The sequence below is a fragment of the Poriferisphaera corsica genome, assembly GCF_007747445.1.
Lineage (GTDB): Bacteria > Planctomycetota > Phycisphaerae > Phycisphaerales > Phycisphaeraceae > Poriferisphaera > Poriferisphaera corsica.
In genome coordinates, this window is the sequence record NZ_CP036425.1 from 3524084 (window position 1) to 3550408 (window position 26325).

Below are 26325 nucleotides of genomic sequence, written 5' to 3' on the forward strand. Positions count from 1 at the left end.
CAAAATGAATACCTCTCCAAGCATCTCCCCAATTCATGAGGGTATAAATCACCAACCGCCATAATGTTCCAAATATAAAACACTTCATCGCATAACCGACTGACGACTGCACAAAGAACACATCTGTCATGTAAAAAACACGTCAATAAGACAGTTAGCTCGCATATACAATCCAACACACACGAAAAGTTTAGGCAACTTCAAATCATCGGGTATAATTTAATTGGCAGCATCGTAAGAATATTATTGCGTTTATTTTGTGGCCTCTCTTGTTTGCTTGGTCGCTATGCATCGGTTTTAGCATCAACATCCACTGACCGCATTGCATGCCATTTGGGACAACGATTTTGCCCCAGTGAGCAGTATCAGTGCCGACTCATCAACTAAGGAAACTTCAGCACATGAAAATGCAAAACCTGATTGTGACAGGGACAGGATTAATATGCACATTGCTCGCAGGCACCCTCGCCTTCGCTCAAAGCAATGAGCATCATGTCATCCATTTCGAAAACCTTGAAAACGGTCAAATTGTCGATCAACCGTTCAAAAATGTCTCCGTCTCAAACGTCAACATGAACAACGGTTACGCTGTCCAAGCATTCGACACACGCGTCAGTTCGCATAACTACGACGGCCTCTTAGGCGCAGACGGCATCGAACGTAAATGGGCCGGTGGAAATCTCAAAAACACCATCGTCATGGGCAACTCGCTCGCTGCTTTACCAACCAACCAAACCTCCACATCTTCCAACACACCCGGCGCCACCGTTAGCTTCGAATTCGCGCACCCCATCGATGAGTTTGGCTTCGATATGCTCAACGTACAGCCAACGGATAGACAATCCAAAGCTGTCTTTTACAACGGCAACGATCAAGTCGCAGAAGTCAAACTTCGAGACTTCACAAACCCCGCAAAAGATCTCTACGACCCCACAATCGAGTTCGGCAGCCGAACCGCAAACCGCATCCGCCCCATCACCGCTGACGACCTCAAAACCTCCGAGTTCACACGCGTTGAGTTGCATCTTGCTGAAAACGCAACCGCAATCGACAACATCACATACAAACAATCCAAACCACTTTCCGCAATCTACCTCAATTTTGCCGCACCACCCGCCTCCACGGAAAGCACCACCACCACCGGCAGCATCGCTACTTCTGCCACGCCTCCTCTGCAGCCCTCAAATCGACTCGTTTCGATCCCATCCATCTCAAACCCGCCCACCACTACCAGCGACCCCCAAGAGCCACAGAACCCCGAAGACCCTAAAAAACCTGAACCTCCTGTTAATCCACCCATCGTCCCAACCCCAAGTGCCATCGCAGCAGGACTCATCATGCTCAGCACACTCGGCCTAAGACGCAATCGCAAATAGCAATAGCCACACATCTGTCGCAAGAGTCGGCTTCATGCCGGCTCTTTTTTGTGCCGATAAAACACGCCCTCAATTCCTTAGGCGGCAACACAACCCCCTGACCGATAATGATCACGTGCAATGCGCGTTTTATGTTCTTGCGCGCAGACAGCCTCCCTAACTCATACACCGGCCAACCTCGTGAACCAATCAATCAACACAACACATACACCATCAAACACCGCACAATCCTGCTGCGCCATGACCATCGATGTCGAAGAATACTTCCAAATCGAAGCCGCTCACCGCATCGTTAAAATCGAAGACTGGGATCGCCACGAATCACGCGTCGAACAACAAATGGATCTCCTCCTCGGCCTCTTCGCCGAACACAACATCCAAGCCACACTCTTCACCCTCGGCTGGATCGCCAAAAAACACCCACTCATGGTTCGCCGCTTCACAGAACTCGGCCACGAAGTCGCTTGCCACGGCAACATGCACCAACGCATCCATCGACTCTCCAAACAAACCTTCGCGCTCGACCTCCAAACCTCTAAGTCTCGATTAGAAGATGTTACCGGTCAACCGATCCTCGGATACCGCGCCCCCACCTGGTCACTCACACAACAAACCGCATGGGCCGCTGACGTCATCGCAAACGCAGGCTTCGTCTACGACGCATCCATCTTCCCCACCAAGCACCCACAATACGGTATCCCACACGCGCCCACCACGCCATACACACTCAACACACCCGCCAACAAACAACTCACCGAAATCCCACCACTCGTCTGGCGAATCACAAACAACCGCAACCTCCCCGTCGCAGGCGGCGGTTATTTCCGTCAATTTCCACTAGCCATGATGAAGATGGGCATGCGTCAAGCAATCAAATCTCGCCGCCCCGCCGTCCTCTACTTCCACCCTTGGGAATTCGACAAGCAACAACCCAAACTCCCCCTCGGCAAGCTCGGCAAAATACGTACCTATCGTGGTATTAGATCCGCATACAACAAACTAGATCGCATCTGTCGCTTCGGCAACCACATCAGCCATTGGCAACTCATGCGCGATATCGCCGCCGCCACAACCACAACAACCACCCCTCATTTCAACTTCGAGTCCACAACCTAACCTCCACCCCCCCCCTACTTCATCTCCACACACATACCATATTAGCGATTGCAAACCGTGCTAACTAATTATTAGACAGCATAAAATCAAACGATTAGCACAATTATCGTAATACACCAAATCACTAGATAATTGGAATTACCCCATCTATTCCTTCGACTTCTCAATCAAATTCGTCGTTGACTTTCCCTCAACCAATTCTATCCGCTGAATAGATCCGCCGTTTTTCTCGACAATATCCCAACCTACAATATCTTCCTTACGCTTGTAATCTGCGCCCTTCGTTAAGATATCCGGGTTCACCGACTTAATCAGATCGTATGGCGTGTCTTCATCAAACAACACCACACCATCCACACACGCCTGCGACGCAATAATCCGCGCCCGATCATGTTCCTTCTGCACCGGCCGCCCCGGCCCCTTCAGTCGCTTGACCGAATCATCCGTATTAATCCCCACAATCATCGCATCACCCGTCCGCCGTGATTTCTCCAGATACGTCACATGCCCCAAATGCAAAATATCAAAGCAGCCATTGGTAAACACAACCTTCTTACCCTGCTTCTGCATCTTCTTCGCAAACGCAGCCGCCTCCTTCAGCGTCATCACCTTCCGTTCATAATCCAGCTCACGCGCCACCGCCGTTGTCTGCGAATCAATCGCATCCAAAATCTCCTGCCCCGTCACCGTCGCCGCGCCAAATTTCTGAACCTTGATCCCCGCCGCTACATTCGCCAGCCATGTCGCAGTCCCCGTATCCGCGCCCGCCGCTAAAAGTGCCGCCAACACCGAAATCACCACATCCCCAGCACCCGTCACATCAAACACTTCATGCTGCTCCGCTTTAAACGTCGTCAGCCCCTGAGCTTTCCCCTTCCCGGCAAGCAGTGACATCCCCGCCGAACCGCGCGTCACCAAAACACTCTGCGCCTTCAATTTCTTCGCCAGTTGCTTCGCCGCTTCCTCAGCCGTCACATCATTCGTGATCGCAAACCCCACATACTGCTCCGTCTCCTTACGGTTCGGCTTCAAAACCGTCGCACCCTTATACTTCGCCCACGGCCGCACCTTCGGATCAACCAACACCGGCACACCTATCTCCCCCACTCCCTTCGCCGCCTCAATCACTGCTTGGCACACTCTCTCCGTCAACACGCCTTTGTCATAATCCGACAAGATCACCGCATCCGCCCATTTCGCCGCAGCCTTAACCTGAGTAATCAATTTTTTCTCAATCCCAGCCGCTGGTTCATGTGTCACCTCATGATCCAACCTTACCACCTGCTGCTGCTTCGCAATCACGCGCGTCTTCCGCGTCGTCGGTCGGCTCGCATCCGCAATCACACCCACCGGATCAATCGTCAGATTTTTCAGTTCATCCGCAAACAACCGCCCATCCGGATCATCTCCCGTAATGCAGCACATCCGCACATCACAACCCAACGCCACCAGACACTGCGCCACATTCGCCGCCCCGCCTAATTTCCAATCCTCTTTTTCCACCTCAAGTACCGGCACCGGCGCCTCCGGCGAGATCCGATCAATCCGACCAATGATATAGCCATCCAGCATCGCATCCCCTACGACCGCAATCTTCTTACCCAGCGCCCCGCGAAGAAGCGTTTCAACCTGCTCATTTGATGGCTGCTCAAAGCTCATATCTGTGTCCCTGTGGCCTGAAATCTCAATACAAAACCATATTCTACCGTATGTTACCCCCTCCCCGCCACATGCGACACCATCACCTTTAATTCAATCTCACGCCCCCTCTCCCCCCATACGCTAACCCTCACATCACTCACCCTGCCCCACTGACCAATCTCCATCCCATTCGCACCCATGTCACTCACCAACCAACATCTCAGGCTCCACCCTCATATTCTCACCCATACCGATAAACACACACCCTCAACTTCACCCATCAATCATCCTCACACTGCCATACACCATGACACAATCACACATAAAAACATACACACGCTCTAAAGACATGCATACAAAAGTGCATGCTTGTAAAAATCACACACACCAAGCTGTATGCAAGTTGCTGGATACCACCCATCAATCTATCTTTCGCATTGACTCTATCTCATACATATTAAGAATATTAACTTGAAGCATGCTGACATTCTCACCTTCTAACCTACTGCCTCAATTACATAATAACCTGGCAGCCTAATGGCTTTATTGCCTGCCTTCTGACCTACTGACCTGTAATCTGCTGATCCTATTGCCTACTAACTGGCTTACTGACCTGCTGATCTTTTGGCCTACAAATAATCAGACATTCTAAAACACACCACACGCTCTAACCCATCGCGCAAGTAAAAGCCGCAACCTTCACAGACCGCGGCCATCAGTCATCACGATAAGTGTACACGTTAATCAAAACGTGCCATCAACGCGCCACGACCCAATAAGCAGCGCGCGTCTCTTCCCCTATTGGCCAGTACATGACCACTTAAAACCGATATAGAGCAGTTCGCAAAATGACTTGCCGTATAAGCAGAAACATCATCGACAGCAGGTTCACTTCTACAAGCAATCAATACGTAACGACCAACTGGCCAACACGGAGAGTATTTACGAAAAACGCTCTAATTGTTATACAACGGCGTATCACCACCGTTTGAACTGACATAATCTTCCATCAAATCCGCACAGATCTGATCGGCCTGATCCGCAGTCAAATCATCCGTCACCGCGACAACATCCGTAAACTGTTGATCTGTCTCAACATGTGTTTTACGCGCCCCATCAATATCTTCAGTAATACCGATGTACACAATATCTTCATTATTCTTCACAATGTAAACGCAAGTATCTCGTAATTGAAGCATCAGAAAGCTCCTGTATCAAAATAGAAATGAACACGTAGCCATCATCAAACGTGCCAGCCATGCTCACAGCAAACCCACAAATCAATGCTGCTCAACTCACAACCAGCAGACGTGCGTAATCACCCATCCAAAGGTGCATCCGAAAAAGTACACACGCCTTGATCGCTCAATCTGACCCTGATTCTTATATCATTCGCTCTTCACCAAAATCCAAAAGAGCGCATTACACTTCAAATATCGACTTAAAATCACAAAATCACAAACAAAACAAGCTTCTCAATATTCTCAAGCCAAATAGATCGGCATATCAATCACAAGATTTCAGAACTGCACTCACATTTTAGAGAACTCACCCCGCCATGAAAAGACTTTTTTGTACGGTTTCTGAACGGCTACCCTATCCCGTTTCCACCACTACCACTTCAACGCACCAATCCCCCCTCTATTGCGGCCACCACAAAAAAAACGGCCAACATCACTGCATGCCGTCTCGTTTCAACTCTCTAGAACCCAATGTGTGATTACTTTCCATCCAAACCAATGGAATCAATAACTGCTAATCGACATGGAAAGTATATATCACGTATCGGCCCAATGATTCGCACGGAAGGTCATTATAAAAACCCTTTACAACGGTTGCCTGTCCATTCAATGCCAGAGACCGTATCCGTCTTGGCCATTAAAATATCCTGTTAATCATTCAGCTCATCCAAATAAGCCACATACTTCTTAACCCCATCTTCTATCTCGTGAATAGGCTCCTCATACCCCGTTCCTAAAAGCCGCTGCATCGTTGCCTGTGTGAAATACTGGTATTTCCCCCTCAAATCTTCAGGCATCGGAATAATCTCAATCTTCGGCTCCAACCCCATTGCCACAAACACAGCCTTCGCAAAATCCAAAAACGTCCGCGCACTCCCTGTTCCCACATTGTACAAACCATTCGCCGCAACCGATGACACCGGCGTATCCAGAAAGTGCAACGTCATCCCCACCACATCATCCACAAACACAAAGTCGCGCCGCTGGCATCCATCATCAACCCCCTCCTTATGCGACATAAACAACTTCATCTTCCCCGTTTCTTTTATCTGGTTGTACGTATGGTACGCCACACTCGCCATCCGCCCCTTATGCTGCTCCCGCTGTCCGTACACATTAAAAAACTTCAACCCAGCCCAACGCGGCGGTGTCTTCTCTTGCTTCAAAGCCCACAAGTCAAACAAATGCTTCGATTCCCCATAATAATTCAGCGGCTTATACACCACCGGATCAACCTCATCCGAATACCCATGCCCACCATCACCATACGTCGCCGCACTCGACGCATACACAAACGCCACGCCCTCCCTCGTACACCATTCCCACAACTTCGTCGTGTATTTCAAATTAATCCCCATCACATAATCACGATCCGCCACCGTCGTATCACTACACGCCCCCATATGAATCACCCCATCAATCCCCCCTTTCGCCTCATCCGTTTCCAGCCACGCATGCAGATCATGCAAATCCAACCATCGACTGACCTGCATGTCCTTCGTGTACCGATCCTTCTCAGGCACATTCTTGCTCGCCATCCCACCACGTAACTCCGGGTAATCATCCACAACCACCAAATCGCTCACACCCCGCTCGTTCAGCGTCTTCACAATATTCGAACCAATAAACCCGTTTGTTCCTGTCACGACGATCATGCTTACTTCCCTTGCTGTAAAATCATCCAATCCCAACATTCTACCACGCCACGCCCACATCACCCACTTCCCACCTCCCCATGCCTCCCTTTCAAAGCTAACCACACCCGCCGTTTATCCAACATCCCCACGCACTTCCGATTCTAAACGTTTCTAGCACTAGCAACTAGCACTAGCACCCTCCCATACATTTGTGCAAAACGCGCATATCACTGCATTTAACCTCCCATTTTCCTCACCACAAAACTATCTCCTCATCCCATATCCGTTACAATGCTCCCATTCTTATGAACCCCGAATCCCCCACCACATCCACAACCACCGATGCCGCACTCGCACCGCCGAGCTCGCCCCCTCACAATCTTTTCCAGCGATTCGACCTCCTCATCACTCGCCACGCCCGACTCCTCCTCCCCATCTATTGGCTCCTCCTCGCCATCAGCACCCACATCCCCAAACTCCACCTCATCAAACCCGATCCATACGCACCACCCTCAATCTTCCAACTCGATAAATTCCTACACGTCTTCGCCTTCGCCATCCTCACCTACCTCATCATCCGCGCCCGCCCCCTCACCTCCCGCGCCTCCTTCGCCACCACATCCCTCTTCTCCCTCATCCTCGCCTCCGCCTACGCATTCATCGACGAATACACACAAGCTTTCGCCGATCGCACCGTCTCCGACGCCGACCTCATCGCCTCACTCTTCGGCATCCTCTCCGTCTACCTCATCACCGTCTCTCCCCTCCCCTACCCCGGTCAATCCAATTGGCGTATCTGGCCCGCCCGCGCAAGCTGGCTCGTCTTCGCACCCACCCTCCTCATCCTCACTTTCCAAATGTCTGGCAACAAAATCCTCACTTGGCTCTACTCCTTCTACGCTCAACCCCATCGCGGACAAGACAAAGACATGCACCTCTTCGCGGGCTTCGCCCTCACCACTCTCCTCGCAGCTTCCGCGCCCCTCGGCCGATCACGTCCCAAACGCTCCATCCTCATCACCCTCGCCATCATGGCTCTCTCCGCACCCATCATCGAAGTCATCCAAAAATACACAGGTCGCGGCGTCGAAATCGCCGACGTCTTCAAACACTTCCAAGGCATGATCGCAATCACCGTTCTCTGGGCCATCTATGCCGCCGTTAGATCATTCTCACTCCCACACCTCAAACAACCCGCCGCCGCATACCTCCTCACATCCCCAGCATCCCAACCTCACACCTCAAACACAAACACACCCACCTCATCACACACCGAACCCAAACACTTCATCAACTACGCGCTCATCGTCTCATCCCTCACATTCCTCTCCCGCATCTTCGGCCTAGTCCGCGACGCCATCCTCGCATGGGCACTCGGACTCACCTGGATCTCCGACGCATTCTACGTCGCCTTCATCATCCCCAACCTCTTCCGCCGTCTCTTCGGCGAAGGCGCCCTCACCGCCGCTTTCATCCCCCACTACACCCGCCTCAATGAATCCGACCCCGTCATCGCACGACGCTTCGCATACCTCATCCTCGCTCTCCTCACATCCTTCCTCGCCGCCATCACAATCCTCGGCGAAGCCTCCCTCTACCTCGCAAACACCTTCTTCACACACTCCGACAAAACCCACCTCATCCTCAAACTCACCATGATCATGCTCCCCTACATGCCGCTCGTCTGCGCCGTCGCCATGATCGGAGGCATCCTCCAAGTACACCACCGCTTCGGCCCGCCCGCCGCCGCACCCGTCATCCTCAACCTCACCATGATCGGCTTCGCCGTCTGCGGCGGACTCATCTTCGCAAACCAACCCAGCGCCTTCGCACCACGCATCGCCACCATCATCGCCTTCGGCGTTCTCACCGCCGGCATCATCCAAATCCTCTTCCTACTCCCAACACTCACACACCTCGTCAAACCCACACTCAACTTCCGCTCCACTGCCGAACACCTCCGCTCCATGCTCATCATGATGCTCCCCATGCTCATCGGCCTCGCCGTCCTTCAAATCAACACACTTCTCGACACCTTCATCGCGCTCATCTTCTCCACCCCCGACTTCCTCAAAAACCCCTCCGCCGCCACCACCCTCTTCAACACATCCATCGACTACCCCATGCAGCAAAACTCCGTCTCAGCCCTCTACTACGCACAGCGACTCTACCAATTCCCACTCGCAATCTTTGGCATCGCCATCGCCACCGCCATCTTCCCCGCCTTCGCCAAAACCGCCGCCGCCGTCATCCAAGCCTCGCGCACCGGCGACCCCACCGAACCACATCGCAATCAATTCCAAACTCAACTCCATCACGGCATCCGTCTCACACTCTTCCTCGGACTCCCCGCAGGCATCGGCCTCATCCTCGTCCGTGAGCCGCTCACCCGACTTCTCTTCGAACGCGGCGAGTTCTCTCCACAAGACACCGCTCGCGTCGCGCACATCCTCATCGGCTACGCCATCGCCATCTGGGCTTACTCACTCTCCCACGTCCTCACCCGCGCCTACTACGCCCACAAAGACTCACTCACCCCACTCAAAATCTCCGTCTCCATGATCGCCTTCAACCTACTGCTCAACCTCACCCTCATCTTCCCCTTCGGCACAGCAGGCCTCGCATACTCCACCGCTATCTCCGCCATCTTCCAAGTCGGCCTACTCATCAAAAACATCACCCAATACACACCACTCCCCATCGGCAAAACAGTCATCATCGGCATCACACAAACCCTCACCCTCACCTTCCTCATGGCCGTCATCGTCTACGGCCTCATCCTCTACCTCGACCCCATCTCCCGATCCGCCACCCAATCCGCCATCATCCTCTTCACCACCATCGCCATCGGCGCCGCCACCTACCTCGCCGCCGCCCTCATCATCGGCGTCGACGAACTCAAATGGCTCCGCAAAAAATCCGTCTAACCCCATCCCCCCCCTGTTGCGTCACACATCACTTCCAACCCCGCCCCTGACCTGCAGCACACTCATCACATTCACTTACCATCAAGCCCCGCACCGCCGGTGCGGAGGTGTCCTACAACCAATCCTCAATTGCCTGCAACCTTGTTACGTCACACCCATCTTCCAACCCCGCCCCTGACCTGCAGCGCACTCATCGCATGTACTCAACATCAAGCCCCGCACCGCCGGTGCGGGGGTGTCCTACAACCACACCTCAATTGCCTGCAACCTTGTTACGTCACACCCATCTTCCAACCCCGTCCCCGACCTGCAGCGCATTGATCACATGTACTCAACATCAAGCCCCGCACCGCCGGTGCGGGGGTGTCCTACAATCAATCCTCAATTGCCTGCAACCACCCCATACCCCAACATCAACACCAAAAACCACAACCTCTTTCACTCCTCCTCACTCCTCGCCCCAAACCTCCTTCGTCCTTTCAACATACGCCTCAAAATCTCTCGGCTTCCTTCCCGTCACAATCTCCACCTCACGTGACAAATAATCTTCCGACCCATGCGAGATATCCGTCTCCATCCCCGCCAATACGCGCGCATATGCCTCCGCCATCCCCAACACCTCAAACCGCTTCGCCATCTCTCCCTCGCTCAGCCGCACATGCTCAATCCGCTTCCCAATCGCACCACCAATCAACCCCGCAACCTCATCCAAACTCAAACATTTAGGCCCATTCAAAATCAACTCTCGATTCATCGCCGCCTCACCTATTAACGCCTCACACCCCACCGCCGCAATATCTTCCACGTCAATATAACCCACCTTCCCATCACCCATCGCGCTATAAATCCGTCCCTCCTCAACAATCGTTTGGCAATAATGTTGCTCCGAAAAATTTTGCATAAACCACGTCGGCCGCAACACCGCCCACTCCTCCACATACTTCTCTAAAAACGCATGCACGCCCCCCATCATCGGCCCACCCTTCACGATCGGCGACGCGCTCACCAACACAAACCGCTTCACCCCTTCCTCCACCGCCCGCTCAACAAACGGCCCCACCAAATCCAGCGGCTCTGCCACTTCCTCCGGCCCAACCAAATACGCCGCATCCACCCCTTCAATCACCTCCCCAAACGTCCCCTCATCATGCCAATCAAACCTTATCCCCTTCACATGATCACCACATCCTTCCACCCCTACCCCACTTCGCGACGCAACCCGCACACTATACCCACGTTCTGATAACTGCCGCGCTAATCGCCGCCCAATCTTACCCGTACCACCTGTCAGCAAAATATCGCCCATGACATAATCTCCATTCACAAAACCGCCCCTACTTCATTCGTCACAACCGTCCACTCAATATTAAAACCCACCTCCTCACGATTCCACCCTATGCCCGATCAGCCAGCAAGCACGCAAGTCTTTTTACACCCTCCAACACAACCCTCTTTCAAGCCCGCACCAATCGCCTGCAACCCTACCTTTCCTCAACAAACGGCTCACTCCAAGCCCGCCACCGCTGGTGGCGGGTTGTCCTGCAGCCCAACACTTAATCGCCTACAACTTCCCCTCCACCTCCCAACATCTCCCTCAACAACCCGCAGCAAAAAAAAACATACCGCGCGCACAAAACCAAAAACTCCCTCAAAAACCGCCTCGTTTTTCATCATTCACGAAGCGTTTTTCACCAAAACTTACCCTTTCTCACACATAACGCGCCCATTTTCTGAAAAAACGCATACGGGTAAATCACTAATTCGCCACATCTGTGCGCACAAACCCGCCACACCATTTTCATAACTTCTTACTTTTCACATCCAACTTCACAATTTCAATCATCCACTCGACTAACCCGCGAATAGAACCATCTAAAAACCAACCTTAAATCAAAATTTTAAAACCAACTTTCAAACAAAACGTGCGCGCCATCAACAAAAAAACACCCGCAAACATTCGTTCACGGGTGCGTTCATTCAAATCAAATTTCACAGCCAACAATTACTTCTCGTCAGCCACGATCCCCTTCTCACCGTCTGCCGCATGATCTTCAACATCCGCCGTCGTTTCCGCAACATCCGAAACATCAGTTTCAGAGGCCTCAGCATTGATCGCCGCATGATTCTCTTGATCTTTCACCGCCTCAGCATCATCTGCTTCATGCTTGATCGATTCTGGCTCAGGCTGACGCATGATCTTAATCGGCAACTGGGTTGAAAACACCGCGCCGGTATCTGCTTGCCGCAATGTGACCCGCAGCGTTCCATCAAACGTGCCCATCGGCATATCCGATGGCAAATCGGCCCGCAATGTGTAATGCGTCCCAGTAAAATTCGAGCGATACGATTCGCGCCACTCTTTCGCATTAATACGCTTCTCAACGATCATCCGCGGCTCACCATCATCGGGAATCAGAACAACTTGCATCGTTCCAACACCCGCGACCGGCAACATCCGACCAAACTGATCTTCCGTCTGCACATACGCAACAACCTGCGTATCGCCGACCGCACCATCATCGCTGATCGAACCGCTGTACCTGCCAAGTTTAATACGGCTCAGAACCGGCGGCTCAGCGCCGGGAATCGGCTCCTTGCCCGCATTGATCTGCTGTCGAAGCGCTTTCGCTTCCGATATACGCAGTTCCAACTGCTCGTCCAGTTCCTTCACCTGCTTACGCAGTTCAAGGTTCTCTTCGATGACTTCGCTGACTTTCTTGTCACCGCCGCCGATCTTCACGCTACAGCCGGACAATATCACCGCGGCACACAACAGCATCAGCACACTCATCATCGATCGATGACTGAAAATCATACGTTGATCATGTTGCGTATTCACGCTGGTCATGCGTCGTCCCTTTATTCAGCTGCATCGCAACTGATGATCGCTTTATAGCCTAATGACGCCTATTCGCGTCTTTTGGCAATTAGTCGTTGTCAGTTGGCAAGTGCTTGAGAACATCGTCAGCACAACCATACTCAACAGCGGCTTGAGCGTCGAGCCATTTGTCGCGTTCACAATCACGCGCGATGGTGTCGAAGTCCTGGCCGGTGTGATCGCACATCACGTTGTACAGGCGTTCACGTGTCTTGAGCATTTCAGCGGCCTGAATCGACAGGTCGGTCGCTTGTCCTTCACTTACGCCGCCGAGTAGTGGCTGGTGAAGCAGCACGCGGCTGTTGGGGAGCATGTGCCGAGAACCCTTGGCGCCAGCCATGAATAGGACGGAGCCCATTGAGGCGGCGAGGCCGATGCAGTAGGTCTGGACTTTGGGTCGGATGAACTGCATGGTGTCATAGACACCCATACCAGCGGTCACAGACCCACCGGGACTGTTGACGTAGAAGTGGATGTCGCTGTTGGGGTCTTCGTTGGAAAGGAACAAAAGCTGGGCGACAACAAGGTTCGCGGTTTCATCGGTCACGGCGCCGCCGAGGAAAATAATTCGGTCTTTGAGCAGACGTGAATAGATGTCGTAAACCCGCTCGCCGCGGCCGGTCTTTTCGATAACTGTGGGTACCAGAGGCATTCTCGTTCCTTTTATGCGATTTTTGGTATCAGCTTCTTTGTGTATTTATCCATTTAAATTGGATGCGGCCCGATATTATTGGCCATTGATCCAAGACTGTCGTGATTATCGATTGCGTTCTTGCGGACTATCAACAAGTGATGCGGGCGCATGATCGCCGAAAATCTCCAAACAGATATTGATATATCGGCCAGTATGATACACCGTCCCAATATTATCTGCCGGATCAGGCAAGGTCCTGATAATTTAACAACATCCCTGTCTACTAATCTATTTCTTGCGGATGCGAAAGTGGCTTCAATCTAAATATGAAAAAACCTGCATATGGCAGGTTTTTGTGCTTTATTTTCCTCATTCAGCAGGAGAAGCGTTCATTGGATTCGCTGGTGAGTGATTGCATATTCTTTTGACGCTTATTCGCTTTAAGGTTTTGGGTTGCGATTGGCCTCGATGCAGTCCTGCCAAGTCATGCCGGATTGTGTTTTGATGTTTTCGAGTTCCTGTATGAAATCATCGGGATCAAATTTTTCGACATGGCCATCAACAAATAAATTTGAAATATTTTGATTCTTATTGTTGGTTCATCGTAACGGATTGAGATCTGAGTGGGAATCATCAATGCGTGGAATCTTATGAAAGAAGATATGTGGTGAACGGCGATTGATGCTGGGATCGATATAAAAAGTAAGGTGACCGGCACAGGGTGGATATGCCGATCACCTACTTTATTTATGGTTTAGGATAAAGCTCGCGACAGCTCGTATTGCTGAGCTTTTCTTGAGTTAGTTCTTGAGCAGTTTTGATTGTTCTGCTTTAGGGAACTCAGCTTTTTGCTGCGGAGTCATGTTGTTGATGAACTCCTGCAACGGTGCGCGATTGTCTTTGAGATCGACGGGGCGACCGGTTTGGTTGCTCCACCATTTTTCGATGGCGTCAAGGTAGTCGAAGCCAAACTCGCGGGAGGGCTCGATGGCGGTAGCTTCTTCCCAATCGTTCCAAGTCATGAGTTGGATGAGTTCGGGGTTGCCTTCACTTGCGCGGGACATGGTGTATTCGAGGATATCGTTGCCATTGCGTTCGAGAACACGGGGACCACCACCCCAACCCCAGACGTTGGTTGTATCGAAGCCGGGACAAATGACGGTCATGAAGAAATCAAGTTTGTTTTGAGCTTTGAGGTTGTTAGCGGTTTGACTGAAATGCTTGAAGTCCTGATCCCAATGATCGCGGTTTGGCTTGAACCACATGAATGCAGATTGAAGCGGGCCGTGAAGGTCGGGGCGGTCGAGGTTTTGACGGCAGAAGTAGAGGTTGTTATTGAGTGAGGTGTAGATCTGTTGCCATTCATCGGCGAGGATCTGTCGCGGGCCGAGGTCATCTTCGCCCCAGTAATTGAATTGCATGACGAAGGGCTTGTTGTTTCGTTTGAGGTAAGCGGGGTGGGTGCCGTAATTGGTGAGGATGTAGTCGAGGTCGGCAGTTGCGGTCTTGACGATCTCGCTGCGAGATTTGGGGTCACGGTATGGAGCCCAATTGATTTTCTCTTCGTAACAGATGGCGATTTTGAAATCGAGGTTTTCTGCTTCTTCGAGGAGAATTGGGATGATGCGATCGGAGTCGGGGGTATCGGGGCCGTACCAGATGACGACGAAAGCTTTTACGCCGATAGCTTGTGCGGTTTTGATGTGGTAACGGATGACAGAGCGATCGTACGAACTGTAGGGGCCGATGGCGGGGTAGTAGACGGATGAGATTTGGCGTTGGCCGTTATCTAACTTGGTGTTAGGGTCACGGCGATGAGCGGGATCATCCCAGCGCCAGTGTTGCCAAATTTTGTTGCTGGGCTGATTTTCGGGGGTTACTGCGAACCAGGGCATGTAGTGAGCGATGAGATGCGGGCCGTTGCCGGCGACATTCCACTCTGCCTTGTTTTGTAGGGTTTGTGCGTGTAGTGAGGTTGTGAGGAGCGTGAGGGCGAGGCTGATGATGATTGTCAGAGAGGGGATTGGGTACTGCTTCAATGTGGGCCTCATTTCCATTTCCAGTGATCGCCGGTGTCGTTGTTGTATGGGGTGTCGCCACGGAACTTGTCGACTTCATCGAATTGGAGGAATTCGACGTGGACATCGGAGAAGCCGTAGTTGCCGCCGCGATCGGGGTGGACTTTACCGGGGAGGAAATCCATGCCTTCGTTCTCGGCGATGCCGACTTTGGTTGCTGAGCCTTCGATGCCGGGACGGTCGTAGATTTCACCGATCATGAAGACGTGAAGCGGAATGTTCTCGAATTTTTCTGTACCGAGATCGTTGTAGGTCACGCCGACTGCGGTGTAGTTAGGCCAAGGTGTTTTGTAGCCATTGTCGGAGAGCCAGACGTGGTTCCACTTCATGGAGTTGACGCCGTAGGACCGGTTTTGAATGTCGATGAGATTGTCACGACGGTTGACATCATCACTGGGGCATTCAAAAACTTCGCCGCTGCCGAGTAGGTCTTGATCGAGCATAAATTTTGACCAGTCGATGTAATCGCCGTCATCGATCAGGTTCATAGGAGGGAGGTGTCCCTCGTGATTTTCGCTGTAGATGAACAGAGCAGTCATGACGTTGCGGATGTTTGAGCCACAGGCGATTTGCTGGGCGGTTCTACGTGCGGCGCCGAGGGCGGGCAAAAGGATACCGATCAGCAATGCAATGATTGATATAACTACGAGAAGTTCAATTAGGGTGAAGCCTTTGTTACGGCGGATAAATTTCATCGACGCACTCCCTGCATTAGATAGGACATATTGTCATGTAAAAAAGACGCGTGGTCACGGCTCTTTCGAGCGAAGATCGAAAAAAATCGATAAGGCTCTGTGTTGAATCTCAAAGCCGCAACCACCCGTCCAGGCTGCAAAATAAGGTGTGAAATGATGGTGTGATACAAATGAATGTTGGCTATATCACGTTAGTCATATCACGAACTGCGACGTCGCAGCATCAACAACCCGCCAGCACCGAGAAGCAGCATGGAAGCAGGCTCGGGTACGGCTTGCGCAGAAATTTGATCGAAGGTGTATGAGGCTTCGGCGGCGGCCCAAGGCAAGATACGGATCTGCAGGACGTAGCTTGCGGCGTTTGCGGGAAGAGTGCCGATGGCGACATCGAAATTGATGGGCGTTTCGGCGTTTGTATCGGGTAGGACGAGTGATTGACCGACATAATCACCGGCGGCATCGAAGTAGATGGCGTTGATGTTGATGTAGTCGTTGTCTGCGGGCTCGTGAGCGGTGATGGTGACGAGTGAATCGGTGAGTGAGATTTTAGCGCCGCCAAGATCGCTCCATGTGATGCCTGAATCTGTGGATGCACCAGCAGATTTACTGAAGACAACTTGGCCGGAGCCGTTGTCAGCAGCGGATGCGGCACCAAAAGCGGCGCTGAACATATCCGCATTATCCATGTTGTCGATGACTGCGGCGTTTACACCTGTTGTCATCAACGCTCCGATTGATAAAACACCCATTAATTTTTTACTATTCTTCAACATCAACCAATCCTCCGTTTTCGTGTTTGGTTTTTTGAAATGATCCTTAATTCGCTTCGTTAAATAGACAGATTTACGACTGAATCACGCTCGATGAGTTGCGTTTCGAGCTTGATATCTATGACTTGAGTAGAATCTTTATCTTCGACTTGTTTGATGATGTTATCGACGGCGATTTTGGCCATTTCGGCGAGCGGCTGGCGGACGACGGTTTGCGGTGGGGTGAGGTATTGATAGATGGGGACATCTTCGAGTGAGATGGTTGAGATGTCGCGGCCGATTTGTTTGCTAAGTACGTTGCTGAGAATGTGAATGGCTTCGAGGCTGACATCTTCGGAGAAATTGAGGATGCCAGTGACGCCGCGTTGACACCATCGAGAGAGGATGTCGTAGACGGGTTGTTCGATGGTGTAGCAGATGCGCGAGGGATCGACGATGAGGCCGGCTTCGTTCATAACGTCGCAGAAGGCGGCGGTGCGTTCACATGAGCCCCATTCGCCGCGTTCGATTTCCATGAATGCGATCTCGCGGTGACCCTGCTGGAGGAGGTATTTGCAGGCCATTTCGGCTTGCTGGTAGTGATCGGCGTAAACGGAGCCGATGCCGTGCTCGACCATGGGTTTGTTGATGGAGACGATGGGGAGGTTGGGGATTGAGGTGAGTTCGGTGAGGCGTTGATCGAAGACGATGCCGATGACACCGTCGATGTGAGCTTCGTATGCAAGTTCGATATTGCCGATGTCGATGAGTTCGACGGCCATGCCACGGCTGGCGAGTTCCTGCGAGACGAGAGAGGTCATGGCGGAGACGTAGCCGATGGGCATGGCGGGTGAGTATCGTCCGGTGATGACGGCAACGCAGCGGTGTGAGACTTTGGGGACGAAGCCGAGGGAGCGGCTGCTTGCGAGGACTTTTTTCCGTAGATCGCTGCCGACGGATGGGTGACGGTTCAATACACGCGAGACTGTGCCGAGGGAGACGTTGGCGTGCTTGGCGACATCTGAGATTGAGATCGTACCGTTGGCGGAAGCGCGGCGTGCGGTTTTGCGTTTGGTCTTTTTAGATGTGGTGGCACGACTCATTACAAACTCCATTAACTTCATCCCCCCCCTTTTTATCACTTTTGAGTCATCCCAATGACCCAAAAGATTTCCCTGCCCTATCAACCACTGCGGCCCGACTCTTTGATCGACCTGACAGCATATTTCCAAGTCTTATGAAATATTTCACCGTATTATAACAGCACATAAATATGATGCAATGAAATATTTCATTATATTAAGTTTCTTGTATCTCTTTACGCCACAGCGGTTTACCCTGCCTGCTTATCCAAATTAGGTTATTTTAGCGCAAATTGCGTGGTTATTTGCTACAAATTTCCAATAAGCTGGATTAAGCATTTGCACATTTACAGGTTTGCTGTGAGCTTATTGGCGCGCCGCGAGGTGTCGCGGCGGCTAGTGATTGTTGTCAGTAATGATGCAAACAGCTCTAGAGATAAAAAAACTGGCCACTCGAGGTGGCCAGTTGGGTCGTTTTTTCTATTAAAAGCTCATTTGAGCGTCTTATTTTGTGAGCTTGCTTTTGTGTTTTTTATGCTCTTCTTCGCTCCAAGGCTTTGGATTGCGTGTGGCTTCGATGCAGTCCTGCCAAGTCATGCCGCCGGTTTGGTCTTCGATTTTTTCGAGTTCTTTCATGAAGTTCTCTCCGTTATGCCACTCAACGTGGTTGTCGTTGTAGACGATGCTGCCGCCGTTGAAGCCGGTGACTTCAGGGTCAAGGAAGCCTGCGACACGGAGCGTATTGAGATCTTCTTTAAGGTTGGGGACGAAGATGAAGTCTGTGTTGGCGAGTACCCAAGCACGTTGCTGATCACTTGACCAGACGTCGAAATCTTTGGGCGGGGTTTTGCCTGCGATTGGCGAGAGGATGTATTCAATCGTGAAGTAGTTACCATCGACGAGGTCGTAGAGGTCGTTGGTATACCGGCCACGATTAGATTGAGCATACATGACGAGCGATTGGTGCAGGCCACGCATTTGTGTGTTGGTTTGCATTTGGCGAGCGGTACGACGAGAGGCGCCGAGAGCGGGGAGCATGATACCTGCTCCCATGGCTGCGCCGGGAAGACCACCCATCATGGCGCCGTGCGGGCTCATGAATTCTGCGGTTGGGAATGGTGTGACAGAGCGTGAAAAGTAGCCTTGCTCATTGGTCCAGCTTGCGCCGCCCATTGGCTTCATGAAACGCATGATGCGGTTAAGTGGGGGGATGAGGCCGACGACATCATTGCCATTCCCCATGCCGCTGAAGGTCATGGCCATCTGGCTGAGCTGAAGGTATTGCTGATACATGCCGGGAGCGGTTTGCTGCAGGTCGGCATACATGATGCTGCTGAGAGGCTGGCCGGCAAACTGTTTGCGGATCATGTCGAATTGCGCGTTGTCGACGATCGTGCCGTTGTCGGAGCTGATCTGATCACCGGCAACCATGACGGCTTGAGGGTTGAGTGCGAAGATGAGGCAGTCATTTTTCACAGCGATTGCAGGGGAAAGAATCATGACCGGGAGGGTATGGATGGTCATGCCTTCTTCTTGGATTTGACGGATGGTGAATTGCATTGGGCCGTCATTGTTTTTTGTGATTTGCTGATTGGCAAACGCAACGAGTTTGTCGATGGTGGCGGCGAGTTTAGAGCCGTCTTTGACTTTGTTCGTGACACATATGCCGAGGATGTTGGGGACGCCGACGCCGGGATCGGTGTACATGGCCCAGGTGTTGCCGAGCTGCTTGATGACATCGGATTCGACATCAACACCGGTCATGGCTCGAGCCATGGCGATGCCTTGATTGAATTGCGATTCAGCTTCGGGTTCCATTTTGAAGGCGAATTGTTTGATGCCTTCAACAAGCTTGGCAATATCGAATTTGACGACCTGCATGTAGGTGGCGGTCATGGGGACGACGGCGAGATCCTCGTCGGAGATGGGGTCGGTTTCAAGGTTTTTAAGCAGACCTTTGCGCTCACCTTCAGTGAAGATGGCCGTGACGTGTTCCCAGTCTTTGCCGAGGATACCGGCTCGGAAGCCGACGCTGTCGATGCCGAGGATGCCGAGTTCATCAAGGATGATGATGGGATCTGGGCCGCCTTGCATTTGAGAGATTTCGAAGACGCCTTGTTCGCCGAGTAAAGCGAGGAGGCCTTGAACGTCGAGCATGCCGACGATCATGGCTTTGCTTTGTCCGGCGGCGATGAGTTTCTTAAAGCTGTCGTTATTGGTGATGGCGTCGTGCGAGCCGTAATCTTGTAGTCCTGCATCGGCTTGTCCACCGACGATCATGCCGAAGATTTCATCGTTGTCGATGATTTGAACAATGCCTTGGTCTGAGCCACCGCTCATCATGTTGAACATCTGCATGCTGCCGAGGAGTTGCGCTTTTTCGGTTTCGCTTTTACAGATGAGGCCGACTTCGATGGGGATATCCATGCGGAGACCGCCACGGACGTAGATGGCGACATCGGTTTTGCTGAGAGATTTGATGAGGCCAACGACCATGTTGACTTGCATCGCGGCTTGGGGGTTGCCGTTTTCTTCAGCGACGATCTTGCCAATCAGTTCAGCGACTTGATCGATCTGCTTTTCGAGGCCGATTTTTTCGGCAATCTTGGCGGCATTGGAGTTGGTGTAGACATCGCCCATGGAGGTGCCACATTCCCATCCAAAATAGGCAACGGAATCGGCGGGGACGAAGCGACGCAGATCGTCGGCATGCACATTCAATACGCATGCAAACAACATCATCAAAATAACGAGAATACGTTTCATTTGGGATCTCCCAGAAGCTATTAGCGTAGCCAGCAAATGGTGAAAACTGGCGGAAAATTAAAAATGACTATTGGCCTATGATACCTAATCAAGGGCGGTTGCACCTGAATACTGCTCTTCTATGACATGAGACGGATGCATGACTCTGGTTTTTCTCATATTTTTCAATTTCTTGAAGATTTGTAAAGATTGCTGCTGAAATGTGTATGTGATGGGTACGTCATATCTATACCGTTGGTGGGCGGTGAGAGGGGGATTTTGTTGAATCAATTTTCCGGAGTGATTACATGTCAAAAACATCAAGATTGGTCACTGTAGAAGATGATCAAAGGGAGCCGTTCCCGAAGTACCGCGATTTATGGATATATCGTATGACGACGAAGCGGAAGCAGACGTTGGCAATCCTGCTTGCGGGGCCGCTACTTGTCGCGATTTATTTGTTGGTCTGGTTTGGGTTGTATGTACGAGCGGAGATGGCGTTCAACAATATGCCGATGTATCGGAGTGGTGATGAGATCAATGCGTATTACGATATGCATGGGGATGTTGATTTGGGAAGGGTGTTTGGTGAGAAGTTGGGGAAGTTAAAATTGCCACAGGAGATGACGGAGAAGATTTCGATATTTAATCGTAAAGCGGAGTACCCTTTTGATGTGCCGTTGTATGTTCGTGGTGGGGTGAAGCCGATAGGTGAGGTTGAGTCGATAGGTGAGGTTGAGGCGATGCCGGGGGATGTGCGCGCGGCGGCGGAGGGATTGCTGAAAGTGAATGGGGAGGTGTTGGATTATTTGGATCAGTTGCCGGATGATGTGGGAGCGGCGCGGTTTCCGAGTGATTTCAATGAGGTGCTTGGGCCACTGATGCCACACTTAAGGAGAATGCGAAGTTTAACGAGATTGATCAAGGTGCGGATCGTTTTAAATTATCATGATGAGGATCATGAAACGATTTTTCAGGATTTAAAGAATCTGGTGAAGCTGTCGCGGATGCTTGAGGCGGAGCCGCATCAGATCAGTCAGTTGGTGCGGGTTTCGATCAATGCGAAGGGAACCTATCCGATGATTAGTGTGACAATGGGGCATGAGATTTTGGATCAATCGCAATTAGAGAAATTGCTTCAAATGATTCGAAATGAAGGGTTTGATTTAAATTTAATGATGACGGATGCGATTTTGTCGGATGCATTTACGATGATGCAATTGTTTGATGAGTTGGGTGAGGTTCAGGAATATGTGTTGCCAGAAGGGTATTTGTTTCATGGGTTTGATCCGGTGCCGTTTTGGCAATACACGCACGTGAAACAGATTGATCGGTATAAGACGGTTCAGCTTTATGCGGGTTTATTGGATGAGACCCAAAACCAGACGTACCAATACAGCAAGATGGAGGATCAGTTTTTGGATTCGTTAGGCGATTTGGAGCTAGTACTCCGTTCGACAAGTCTGGCTGGGCCGGCGTACCGAACGCTGTGCAAGGCAGAACAAGGGCGGGAGGGGATGTTGAAATCATTGAAAGATAATATTTATTATTTTAAGCATGGGAAGTATCCAGAGGATGAGATGGAGGGTCGTGAAAACAGTCCGAAACATTTAGAATAGATGCATGCAAACGGAGTTTGAATTAAAAGGCGAGGCATTGCGGGATGGTATTCCAATGACGAGCCAGCGTGGAGATGCAATCTATTACATCTATCGCACGATTAGGCGTCATCCAGTCGTATATCCGGAATGCAGAAAATGCGGATATGCTGCGGTTCATTTGAGGGCGGGCAAAGATGGGGACGTGCATTGCCCGGAGTGTGGGGCAAATTTATCGAAGACGGGGTGCTTACCATCTCAGTCTGAATTTCCGCTTGCGATAACGTATGGGTTTAATTTGATATATTTTTACGGTGATCGTGGTAGCAGTCTTTGGAGCAATCGGGTTTGATTCATGGGTGTATGACACTTACAGGCAGCGGATTGGTGATCGCTTTACGGTTTATCGTGAATATACGCGCGGGCCTGTACACTATCGAGATCAGAAAATTCGCCGTGAGATTGTTTTACAGATTGATACGATAAGTGAACCATTTAATCGGTTTCCGAAACCGGCAAAGGTAATGACATGGCTTGACCACCCGCCGGTGCTGACGGCTGTTGATTTTTATGTTCGTGAGCAGTCGATCATAGAACAAAGATGGCGTGGGGAGATGCGATTTGCAGCACCAAAAGAATTTCTATTGTTTAATCATGTGGATGATACGGTGGCGATTGTACCGCATGAAGTGTTTGATTTTTACCATGAATTGACGGTGAATCCTGAGCCGCGGCCGTATCACATTCATTCGGGTGAGACGAACTGTTTGCTATTGCTGAGTGGGATGCGGCCTCGGGTGAATGATTACTTTATTCGGTATGCGACGGATCGGAGCCAGTTGCCGGAGGTGGGATGGGTACCGCTTAGCAAGGAGGCGGTGTTGGGGTATCTGAAGCGAGTTGAATTGTTTGAGGGGGCGATGGCACATGAGAAACTGGCGGAGGACTTGATGAGGTATGCGACGATTGGGAAGACGCAGCGACTCGCGTTTATGGATGCGACATTTAGTGCGGATTATTTGGGAGACTTTAAAGGTGGCTCAAGTGGGCGGAGCAAAGGCGGACAGAATTTGAAGGGATGTGATGCGGCGGATAATTGGCGAATTTCACCGACTTTTTATGCGGTTTGTGTTTGTATTACTCTGTTGCCATTGTTTATGCTGCATCTATATCGTCGAAGACTAACGAGACAATTCTATTCCGCTCGTGTTGACGCGATGATATAAATGAGTGAATCGTTTTGTATACTCTAACTTATTATTAGACTTGTTTTGCGTAAGATGCGGCTTGCTTGCCGGCTTCGCGGCCGGTGACGGCACCTTTGATGAGGCCGGAACCGGTGGGGTAGGCGTAGTAGAAATAGTCGCCGGTGGCTTCACCGCAGCCAAAGAGACCGGGGATTGGGTGCATGTTGCTGGCGAGGATTTGGCAATGGGTATTTGAGGCGAGCCCGCCGAAGGTAAAGGTGACACCGGGAACGACGGGGTAGATGGAAAATGGTTTTTCTTTAATAGGCAAGGCCCAGTTGGTTTTGGGGAGATCCAGTCCCTTGGTTGACTGGCTATCGAGCTGGGTCGGGTCATACATGTGGGTGTTGTGTTTCGCGGCTTTATTAAATGCTTCGATGGTTTTCATGAATGCATCGGGTGCGATACCTGCTTGTTCGGCCAGGGTTTTGAGATCGTTGCCTTGAAAGAATTGTTTTTGTTCGGCATAGAGAGGTTCGCGATACGTTGCGCCACGGGCGTCGAAAACCTGGTAGCCGATTTGATCGGGCTGATCGAGAAGTGCGCGGCCGACGTCGACATAGATTTGATTGTTCCAGTGCGAGCCTTCATCGATGAAACGATGGCCCTGCTTGTTAACGGTGATACCCCATGAAAAGGCGAGTCGGTTGGTACGTTCGCAGGTGTTGAGGCCGCCGGTGAATGGGGAATCGGGGTCGATGGGTGTGATGTGTGCGCCGGCGTAGTGGCCAACCATTGCGGCTCCGGCGTTGACGGCTGCGAAGATCATTTCGCCGGTGTTGAATTTCACGCATCGTTGCCTGAGGTCACACCAACGTGATCCGAGGAATTGCGAACGTCTGGCAGAGGAAGCTTCGAATCCGCCTGATCCGATGACGACTGTGCCGTGGAATTTACAAAGTGTGCCGGATTGATCACGAGCAACGACGCCAACGACGTGACCTTTGTCGTTGGTGATGAGGTCTTCAGCGGGCATCTCATAGTGTACTTCGGCACCTTTGGATTTGGCGTATGCAAGTTCTGGCTGAACCATGCCGGCACCGCCTTTGACGGCTTGAATGACGACCCCGCCGCGATAGGTACGCTTTTGCGAGCCATGCTGTTTTGTGAGATCGAATTGCGAAAGATATTCGGCGAGTTCGAAGCGTACACCGCGGTCTTTGAGCCAATGAATGATGTCGAGTGATTGATTGGTAAACCATTCGACTAACTCGGGGTTAGGTCGGCCATGACCGGTTTTGTGGATGACTTCGTATATAAATTTATCATTGGGATACGGTTCAATCTCAATACTTGACCATTCATTATCCGTATAGCTTTGATCGAGTATCTCACGGATTTGATTGGGGTCGGTGAAGGAGACGCGGAGTGCTGCGGTAGTGAGACGGGTGTTGCCACCGAACTCAGGTTTTGGCGCTTTTTCAAGGATCGTGACAGACGCTCCGTGGTCGAGTGCTGACATCGCGGCGGAGAGTGCTGCATTACCTGTCCCCAGAACGATAACTTTATTTTTGTGCTTGTTTTGCATTGCTTTGCCATTATCGTCATGGTTCATCGCGATCATAAATGGGTGTTCTCATGATCTGAAAGCGAAATAACTACGACATTCCCACAATAAGACAGTTCGGTCTCTTGGTTACAGATTGATACTCAACTTGGAACCGCTGACCTGCTAACATATCTAGCACACGAGAAACACGAGATCAGCATCATGAACACGCCCGCACACTCCCGAGATACAGCAGGCTCGAATTTATCCACCACATCGGATGAGCTTCAGGCTGCTAATCAGCGCGCACCTAAGAGCGCGTCTTATATAGATCACTCTGATTTGGCTCATTCATCGAATTCCAGGTTAGCGATCATGACGCTTTGGAAGCGGGAAATGGTCACATTTTTCCGGGCGAAATCGCGGCTGGCGACGGCGCTTGCGTTCCCGGTGATGTTGTGGCTTATGCTGGGATTTGGGTTGAATAGCTCATTTGCTCCCCCGGCCTCTGAGGAAGCTGCTATAGGTGTCGCGGGAGGGATTGGGTATTTAGCCTATTTCTTCCCGGGGATCATTGTGATGGTGCTGCTGTTCACGGCGATTTTCTCAACAATCAGTGTCATTGATGATCGTAAATCTGGGTTTTTGCAGGGGGTTATGGTCGCCCCGGTTTCGAGGACGGCGATTGTGTTGGGCAAGATTCTTGGGGGCGCGACTGTAGCGGTGGTTCAAGCTTTTATCCTGACTGCATTGATCTGGCCGTTTATGGATGCGCCGCAGGCGAGTGTTTGGGGATTGATCCCAGCGGCAGCGGCGATGATCGTGGTGGCCATTTCGTTGACTGCATTAGGGCTGGCCATTGCCTGGCCTATGGATTCGACAGCTGCGTTTCATGGGATCATGAATGTGCTACTGATGCCGATGTGGTTTTTATGCGGGGCGCTCTTTCCACTGGCTGGCGCACCGATCGGATTGAAAATTTTGATGCTGATCAATCCATTAACCTACGGATACACAATCGTTTGCGCACATTTGATTGGGGTTGAATCGGGGACGATTCCGTTGTGGCTAGCCTGGGTGGTCACGATCGTGTTTACTGCGGTATTAATCGGGTTGTGTGCTAAAGTGGCGAATAAGCGGGCTTGAGTCGCGGTTGAGATACGGGGAAAGGTGAGAGGGAAGTGGGGACAAA

Annotated in this window: 19 protein-coding genes; 6 read left to right on the plus strand and 13 right to left on the minus strand. The window is 51.3% G+C overall.

Annotated features, from left to right (window positions below):
* Positions 1-401: 401 nt before the first annotated feature.
* Both KS4_RS14405 and KS4_RS14410 read left to right on the plus strand, forming a co-directional pair.
* The gene (locus tag KS4_RS14405) at positions 402-1376 is read left to right on the plus strand and encodes a hypothetical protein (protein WP_145079613.1); all 975 of its coding nucleotides are present in this window, start codon (positions 402-404) and stop codon (positions 1374-1376) included.
* Positions 1377-1556: 180 nt separating this feature from the next.
* Complete coding sequence (locus KS4_RS14410) at positions 1557-2492, plus strand: XrtA system polysaccharide deacetylase (RefSeq protein ID WP_200761298.1); 936 nt, start codon at positions 1557-1559, stop codon at positions 2490-2492.
* Between the two features lie 147 nt (positions 2493-2639).
* On the opposite strand, the gene rfaE1 is transcribed toward KS4_RS14410, so the two are convergent.
* The 4 genes from rfaE1 to rfaD all read right to left on the minus strand — a co-directional run bounded on the left by rfaE1 (position 2640) and on the right by rfaD (position 7134).
* Positions 2640-4151, minus strand: a complete 1512-nt coding sequence (gene rfaE1, locus KS4_RS14415; RefSeq protein WP_145079619.1) for a D-glycero-beta-D-manno-heptose-7-phosphate kinase — start codon at positions 4149-4151, stop codon at positions 2640-2642.
* A 53-nt stretch (positions 4152-4204) separates the two neighbouring features.
* Positions 4205-4342 carry a hypothetical protein gene (locus KS4_RS17710; RefSeq protein ID WP_200761299.1) on the minus strand — a complete coding sequence of 46 codons (138 nt, stop codon included), beginning with the start codon at positions 4340-4342 and terminating at the stop codon, positions 4205-4207.
* Positions 4343-5089: 747 nt separating this feature from the next.
* The gene (locus KS4_RS14420; RefSeq protein ID WP_145079622.1) at positions 5090-5332 is read right to left on the minus strand and encodes a hypothetical protein; all 243 of its coding nucleotides are present in this window, start codon (positions 5330-5332) and stop codon (positions 5090-5092) included.
* Positions 5333-6024: 692 nt separating this feature from the next.
* Positions 6025-7134, minus strand: coding sequence for an ADP-glyceromanno-heptose 6-epimerase (gene rfaD / locus KS4_RS14425; RefSeq protein ID WP_200761300.1), 1110 nt, complete (start codon positions 7132-7134; stop codon positions 6025-6027).
* Between the two features lie 182 nt (positions 7135-7316).
* Between rfaD and murJ the strand changes: the two genes are divergently transcribed.
* Positions 7317-9938 carry a murein biosynthesis integral membrane protein MurJ gene (murJ, locus tag KS4_RS14430; protein WP_145079627.1) on the plus strand — a complete coding sequence of 874 codons (2622 nt, stop codon included), beginning with the start codon at positions 7317-7319 and terminating at the stop codon, positions 9936-9938.
* Positions 9939-10386: 448 nt separating this feature from the next.
* On the opposite strand, the gene KS4_RS14435 is transcribed toward murJ, so the two are convergent.
* The 8 genes from KS4_RS14435 to KS4_RS14470 all read right to left on the minus strand — a co-directional run bounded on the left by KS4_RS14435 (position 10387) and on the right by KS4_RS14470 (position 20820).
* A complete protein-coding gene (locus tag KS4_RS14435) occupies positions 10387-11244 on the minus strand; it encodes an ergot alkaloid biosynthesis protein (protein WP_200761301.1) in 858 nt (285 codons plus the stop codon).
* 696 nt (positions 11245-11940) lie between these two features.
* Complete coding sequence (locus KS4_RS14440; RefSeq protein ID WP_145079634.1) at positions 11941-12753, minus strand: hypothetical protein; 813 nt, start codon at positions 12751-12753, stop codon at positions 11941-11943.
* A 112-nt stretch (positions 12754-12865) separates the two neighbouring features.
* Positions 12866-13468, minus strand: coding sequence for an ATP-dependent Clp protease proteolytic subunit (locus tag KS4_RS14445; protein WP_145079637.1), 603 nt, complete (start codon positions 13466-13468; stop codon positions 12866-12868).
* Positions 13469-14250: 782 nt separating this feature from the next.
* Positions 14251-15501: an endo-1,3-alpha-glucanase family glycosylhydrolase gene (locus tag KS4_RS14450; protein ID WP_200761302.1), complete on the minus strand. Its 1251-nt coding sequence runs from the start codon at positions 15499-15501 to the stop codon at positions 14251-14253.
* Positions 15498-16223 carry a type II secretion system protein gene (locus KS4_RS14455; protein WP_145079643.1) on the minus strand — a complete coding sequence of 242 codons (726 nt, stop codon included), beginning with the start codon at positions 16221-16223 and terminating at the stop codon, positions 15498-15500. Before KS4_RS14455 ends, KS4_RS14450 begins: the two co-directional genes overlap by 4 nt.
* 200 nt (positions 16224-16423) lie before the next feature.
* On the minus strand, positions 16424-16996 hold the full coding sequence (locus KS4_RS14460; RefSeq protein WP_145079646.1) for a PEP-CTERM sorting domain-containing protein: 573 nt from the start codon (positions 16994-16996) through the stop codon (positions 16424-16426).
* Positions 16997-17052: 56 nt separating this feature from the next.
* Complete coding sequence (locus KS4_RS14465) at positions 17053-18075, minus strand: LacI family DNA-binding transcriptional regulator (protein WP_200761303.1); 1023 nt, start codon at positions 18073-18075, stop codon at positions 17053-17055.
* Positions 18076-18558: 483 nt separating this feature from the next.
* A complete protein-coding gene (locus KS4_RS14470) occupies positions 18559-20820 on the minus strand; it encodes a hypothetical protein (protein ID WP_145079651.1) in 2262 nt (753 codons plus the stop codon).
* Between the two features lie 287 nt (positions 20821-21107).
* Here KS4_RS14470 and KS4_RS14475 point away from each other — a divergent pair, with 287 nt between their 5' ends.
* Together KS4_RS14475 and KS4_RS14480 are read left to right on the plus strand one after the other, a co-directional pair.
* Positions 21108-22418, plus strand: coding sequence for a hypothetical protein (locus KS4_RS14475; protein WP_145079654.1), 1311 nt, complete (start codon positions 21108-21110; stop codon positions 22416-22418).
* Positions 22419-22756: 338 nt separating this feature from the next.
* Positions 22757-23623 (plus strand): hypothetical protein, encoded by an 867-nt coding sequence (locus KS4_RS14480; RefSeq protein ID WP_200761304.1) that lies wholly within the window; start codon positions 22757-22759, stop codon positions 23621-23623.
* Positions 23624-23657: 34 nt separating this feature from the next.
* Here KS4_RS14480 and tcuA read toward each other — a convergent pair whose 3' ends face one another.
* On the minus strand, positions 23658-25208 hold the full coding sequence (gene tcuA, locus KS4_RS14485) for an FAD-dependent tricarballylate dehydrogenase TcuA (protein WP_145079659.1): 1551 nt from the start codon (positions 25206-25208) through the stop codon (positions 23658-23660).
* A gap of 147 nt (positions 25209-25355) precedes the next feature.
* On the opposite strand from tcuA, the gene KS4_RS14490 reads away from it, so the two are divergent.
* Complete coding sequence (locus KS4_RS14490) at positions 25356-26279, plus strand: ABC transporter permease (protein WP_145079662.1); 924 nt, start codon at positions 25356-25358, stop codon at positions 26277-26279.
* The last annotated feature ends 46 nt before the right edge of the window (positions 26280-26325 follow it).

What these genes read in the sequence shown, in the direction of transcription:
- KS4_RS14405 (WP_145079613.1), top strand. Translation starts at nt 402, where the DNA reads ATGAAAATGCAAAACCTGATTGTGACAGGGACAGGATTAATATGCACA.
- rfaE1 (WP_145079619.1), bottom strand. Translation starts at nt 4,151, where the DNA reads ATGAGCTTTGAGCAGCCATCAAATGAGCAGGTTGAAACGCTTCTTCGC.
- KS4_RS14420 (WP_145079622.1), bottom strand. Translation starts at nt 5,332, where the DNA reads ATGCTTCAATTACGAGATACTTGCGTTTACATTGTGAAGAATAATGAA.
- murJ (WP_145079627.1), top strand. Translation starts at nt 7,317, where the DNA reads ATGAACCCCGAATCCCCCACCACATCCACAACCACCGATGCCGCACTC.
- KS4_RS14435 (WP_200761301.1), bottom strand. Translation starts at nt 11,244, where the DNA reads ATGGGCGATATTTTGCTGACAGGTGGTACGGGTAAGATTGGGCGGCGA.
- KS4_RS14440 (WP_145079634.1), bottom strand. Translation starts at nt 12,753, where the DNA reads ATGATTTTCAGTCATCGATCGATGATGAGTGTGCTGATGCTGTTGTGT.
- KS4_RS14445 (WP_145079637.1), bottom strand. Translation starts at nt 13,468, where the DNA reads ATGCCTCTGGTACCCACAGTTATCGAAAAGACCGGCCGCGGCGAGCGG.
- KS4_RS14450 (WP_200761302.1), bottom strand. Translation starts at nt 15,501, where the DNA reads ATGAGGCCCACATTGAAGCAGTACCCAATCCCCTCTCTGACAATCATC.
- KS4_RS14455 (WP_145079643.1), bottom strand. Translation starts at nt 16,223, where the DNA reads ATGAAATTTATCCGCCGTAACAAAGGCTTCACCCTAATTGAACTTCTC.
- KS4_RS14460 (WP_145079646.1), bottom strand. Translation starts at nt 16,996, where the DNA reads ATGTTGAAGAATAGTAAAAAATTAATGGGTGTTTTATCAATCGGAGCG.
- KS4_RS14465 (WP_200761303.1), bottom strand. Translation starts at nt 18,075, where the DNA reads ATGAGTCGTGCCACCACATCTAAAAAGACCAAACGCAAAACCGCACGC.
- KS4_RS14470 (WP_145079651.1), bottom strand. Translation starts at nt 20,820, where the DNA reads ATGAAACGTATTCTCGTTATTTTGATGATGTTGTTTGCATGCGTATTG.
- KS4_RS14475 (WP_145079654.1), top strand. Translation starts at nt 21,108, where the DNA reads ATGTCAAAAACATCAAGATTGGTCACTGTAGAAGATGATCAAAGGGAG.
- tcuA (WP_145079659.1), bottom strand. Translation starts at nt 25,208, where the DNA reads ATGATCGCGATGAACCATGACGATAATGGCAAAGCAATGCAAAACAAG.
- KS4_RS14490 (WP_145079662.1), top strand. Translation starts at nt 25,356, where the DNA reads ATGAACACGCCCGCACACTCCCGAGATACAGCAGGCTCGAATTTATCC.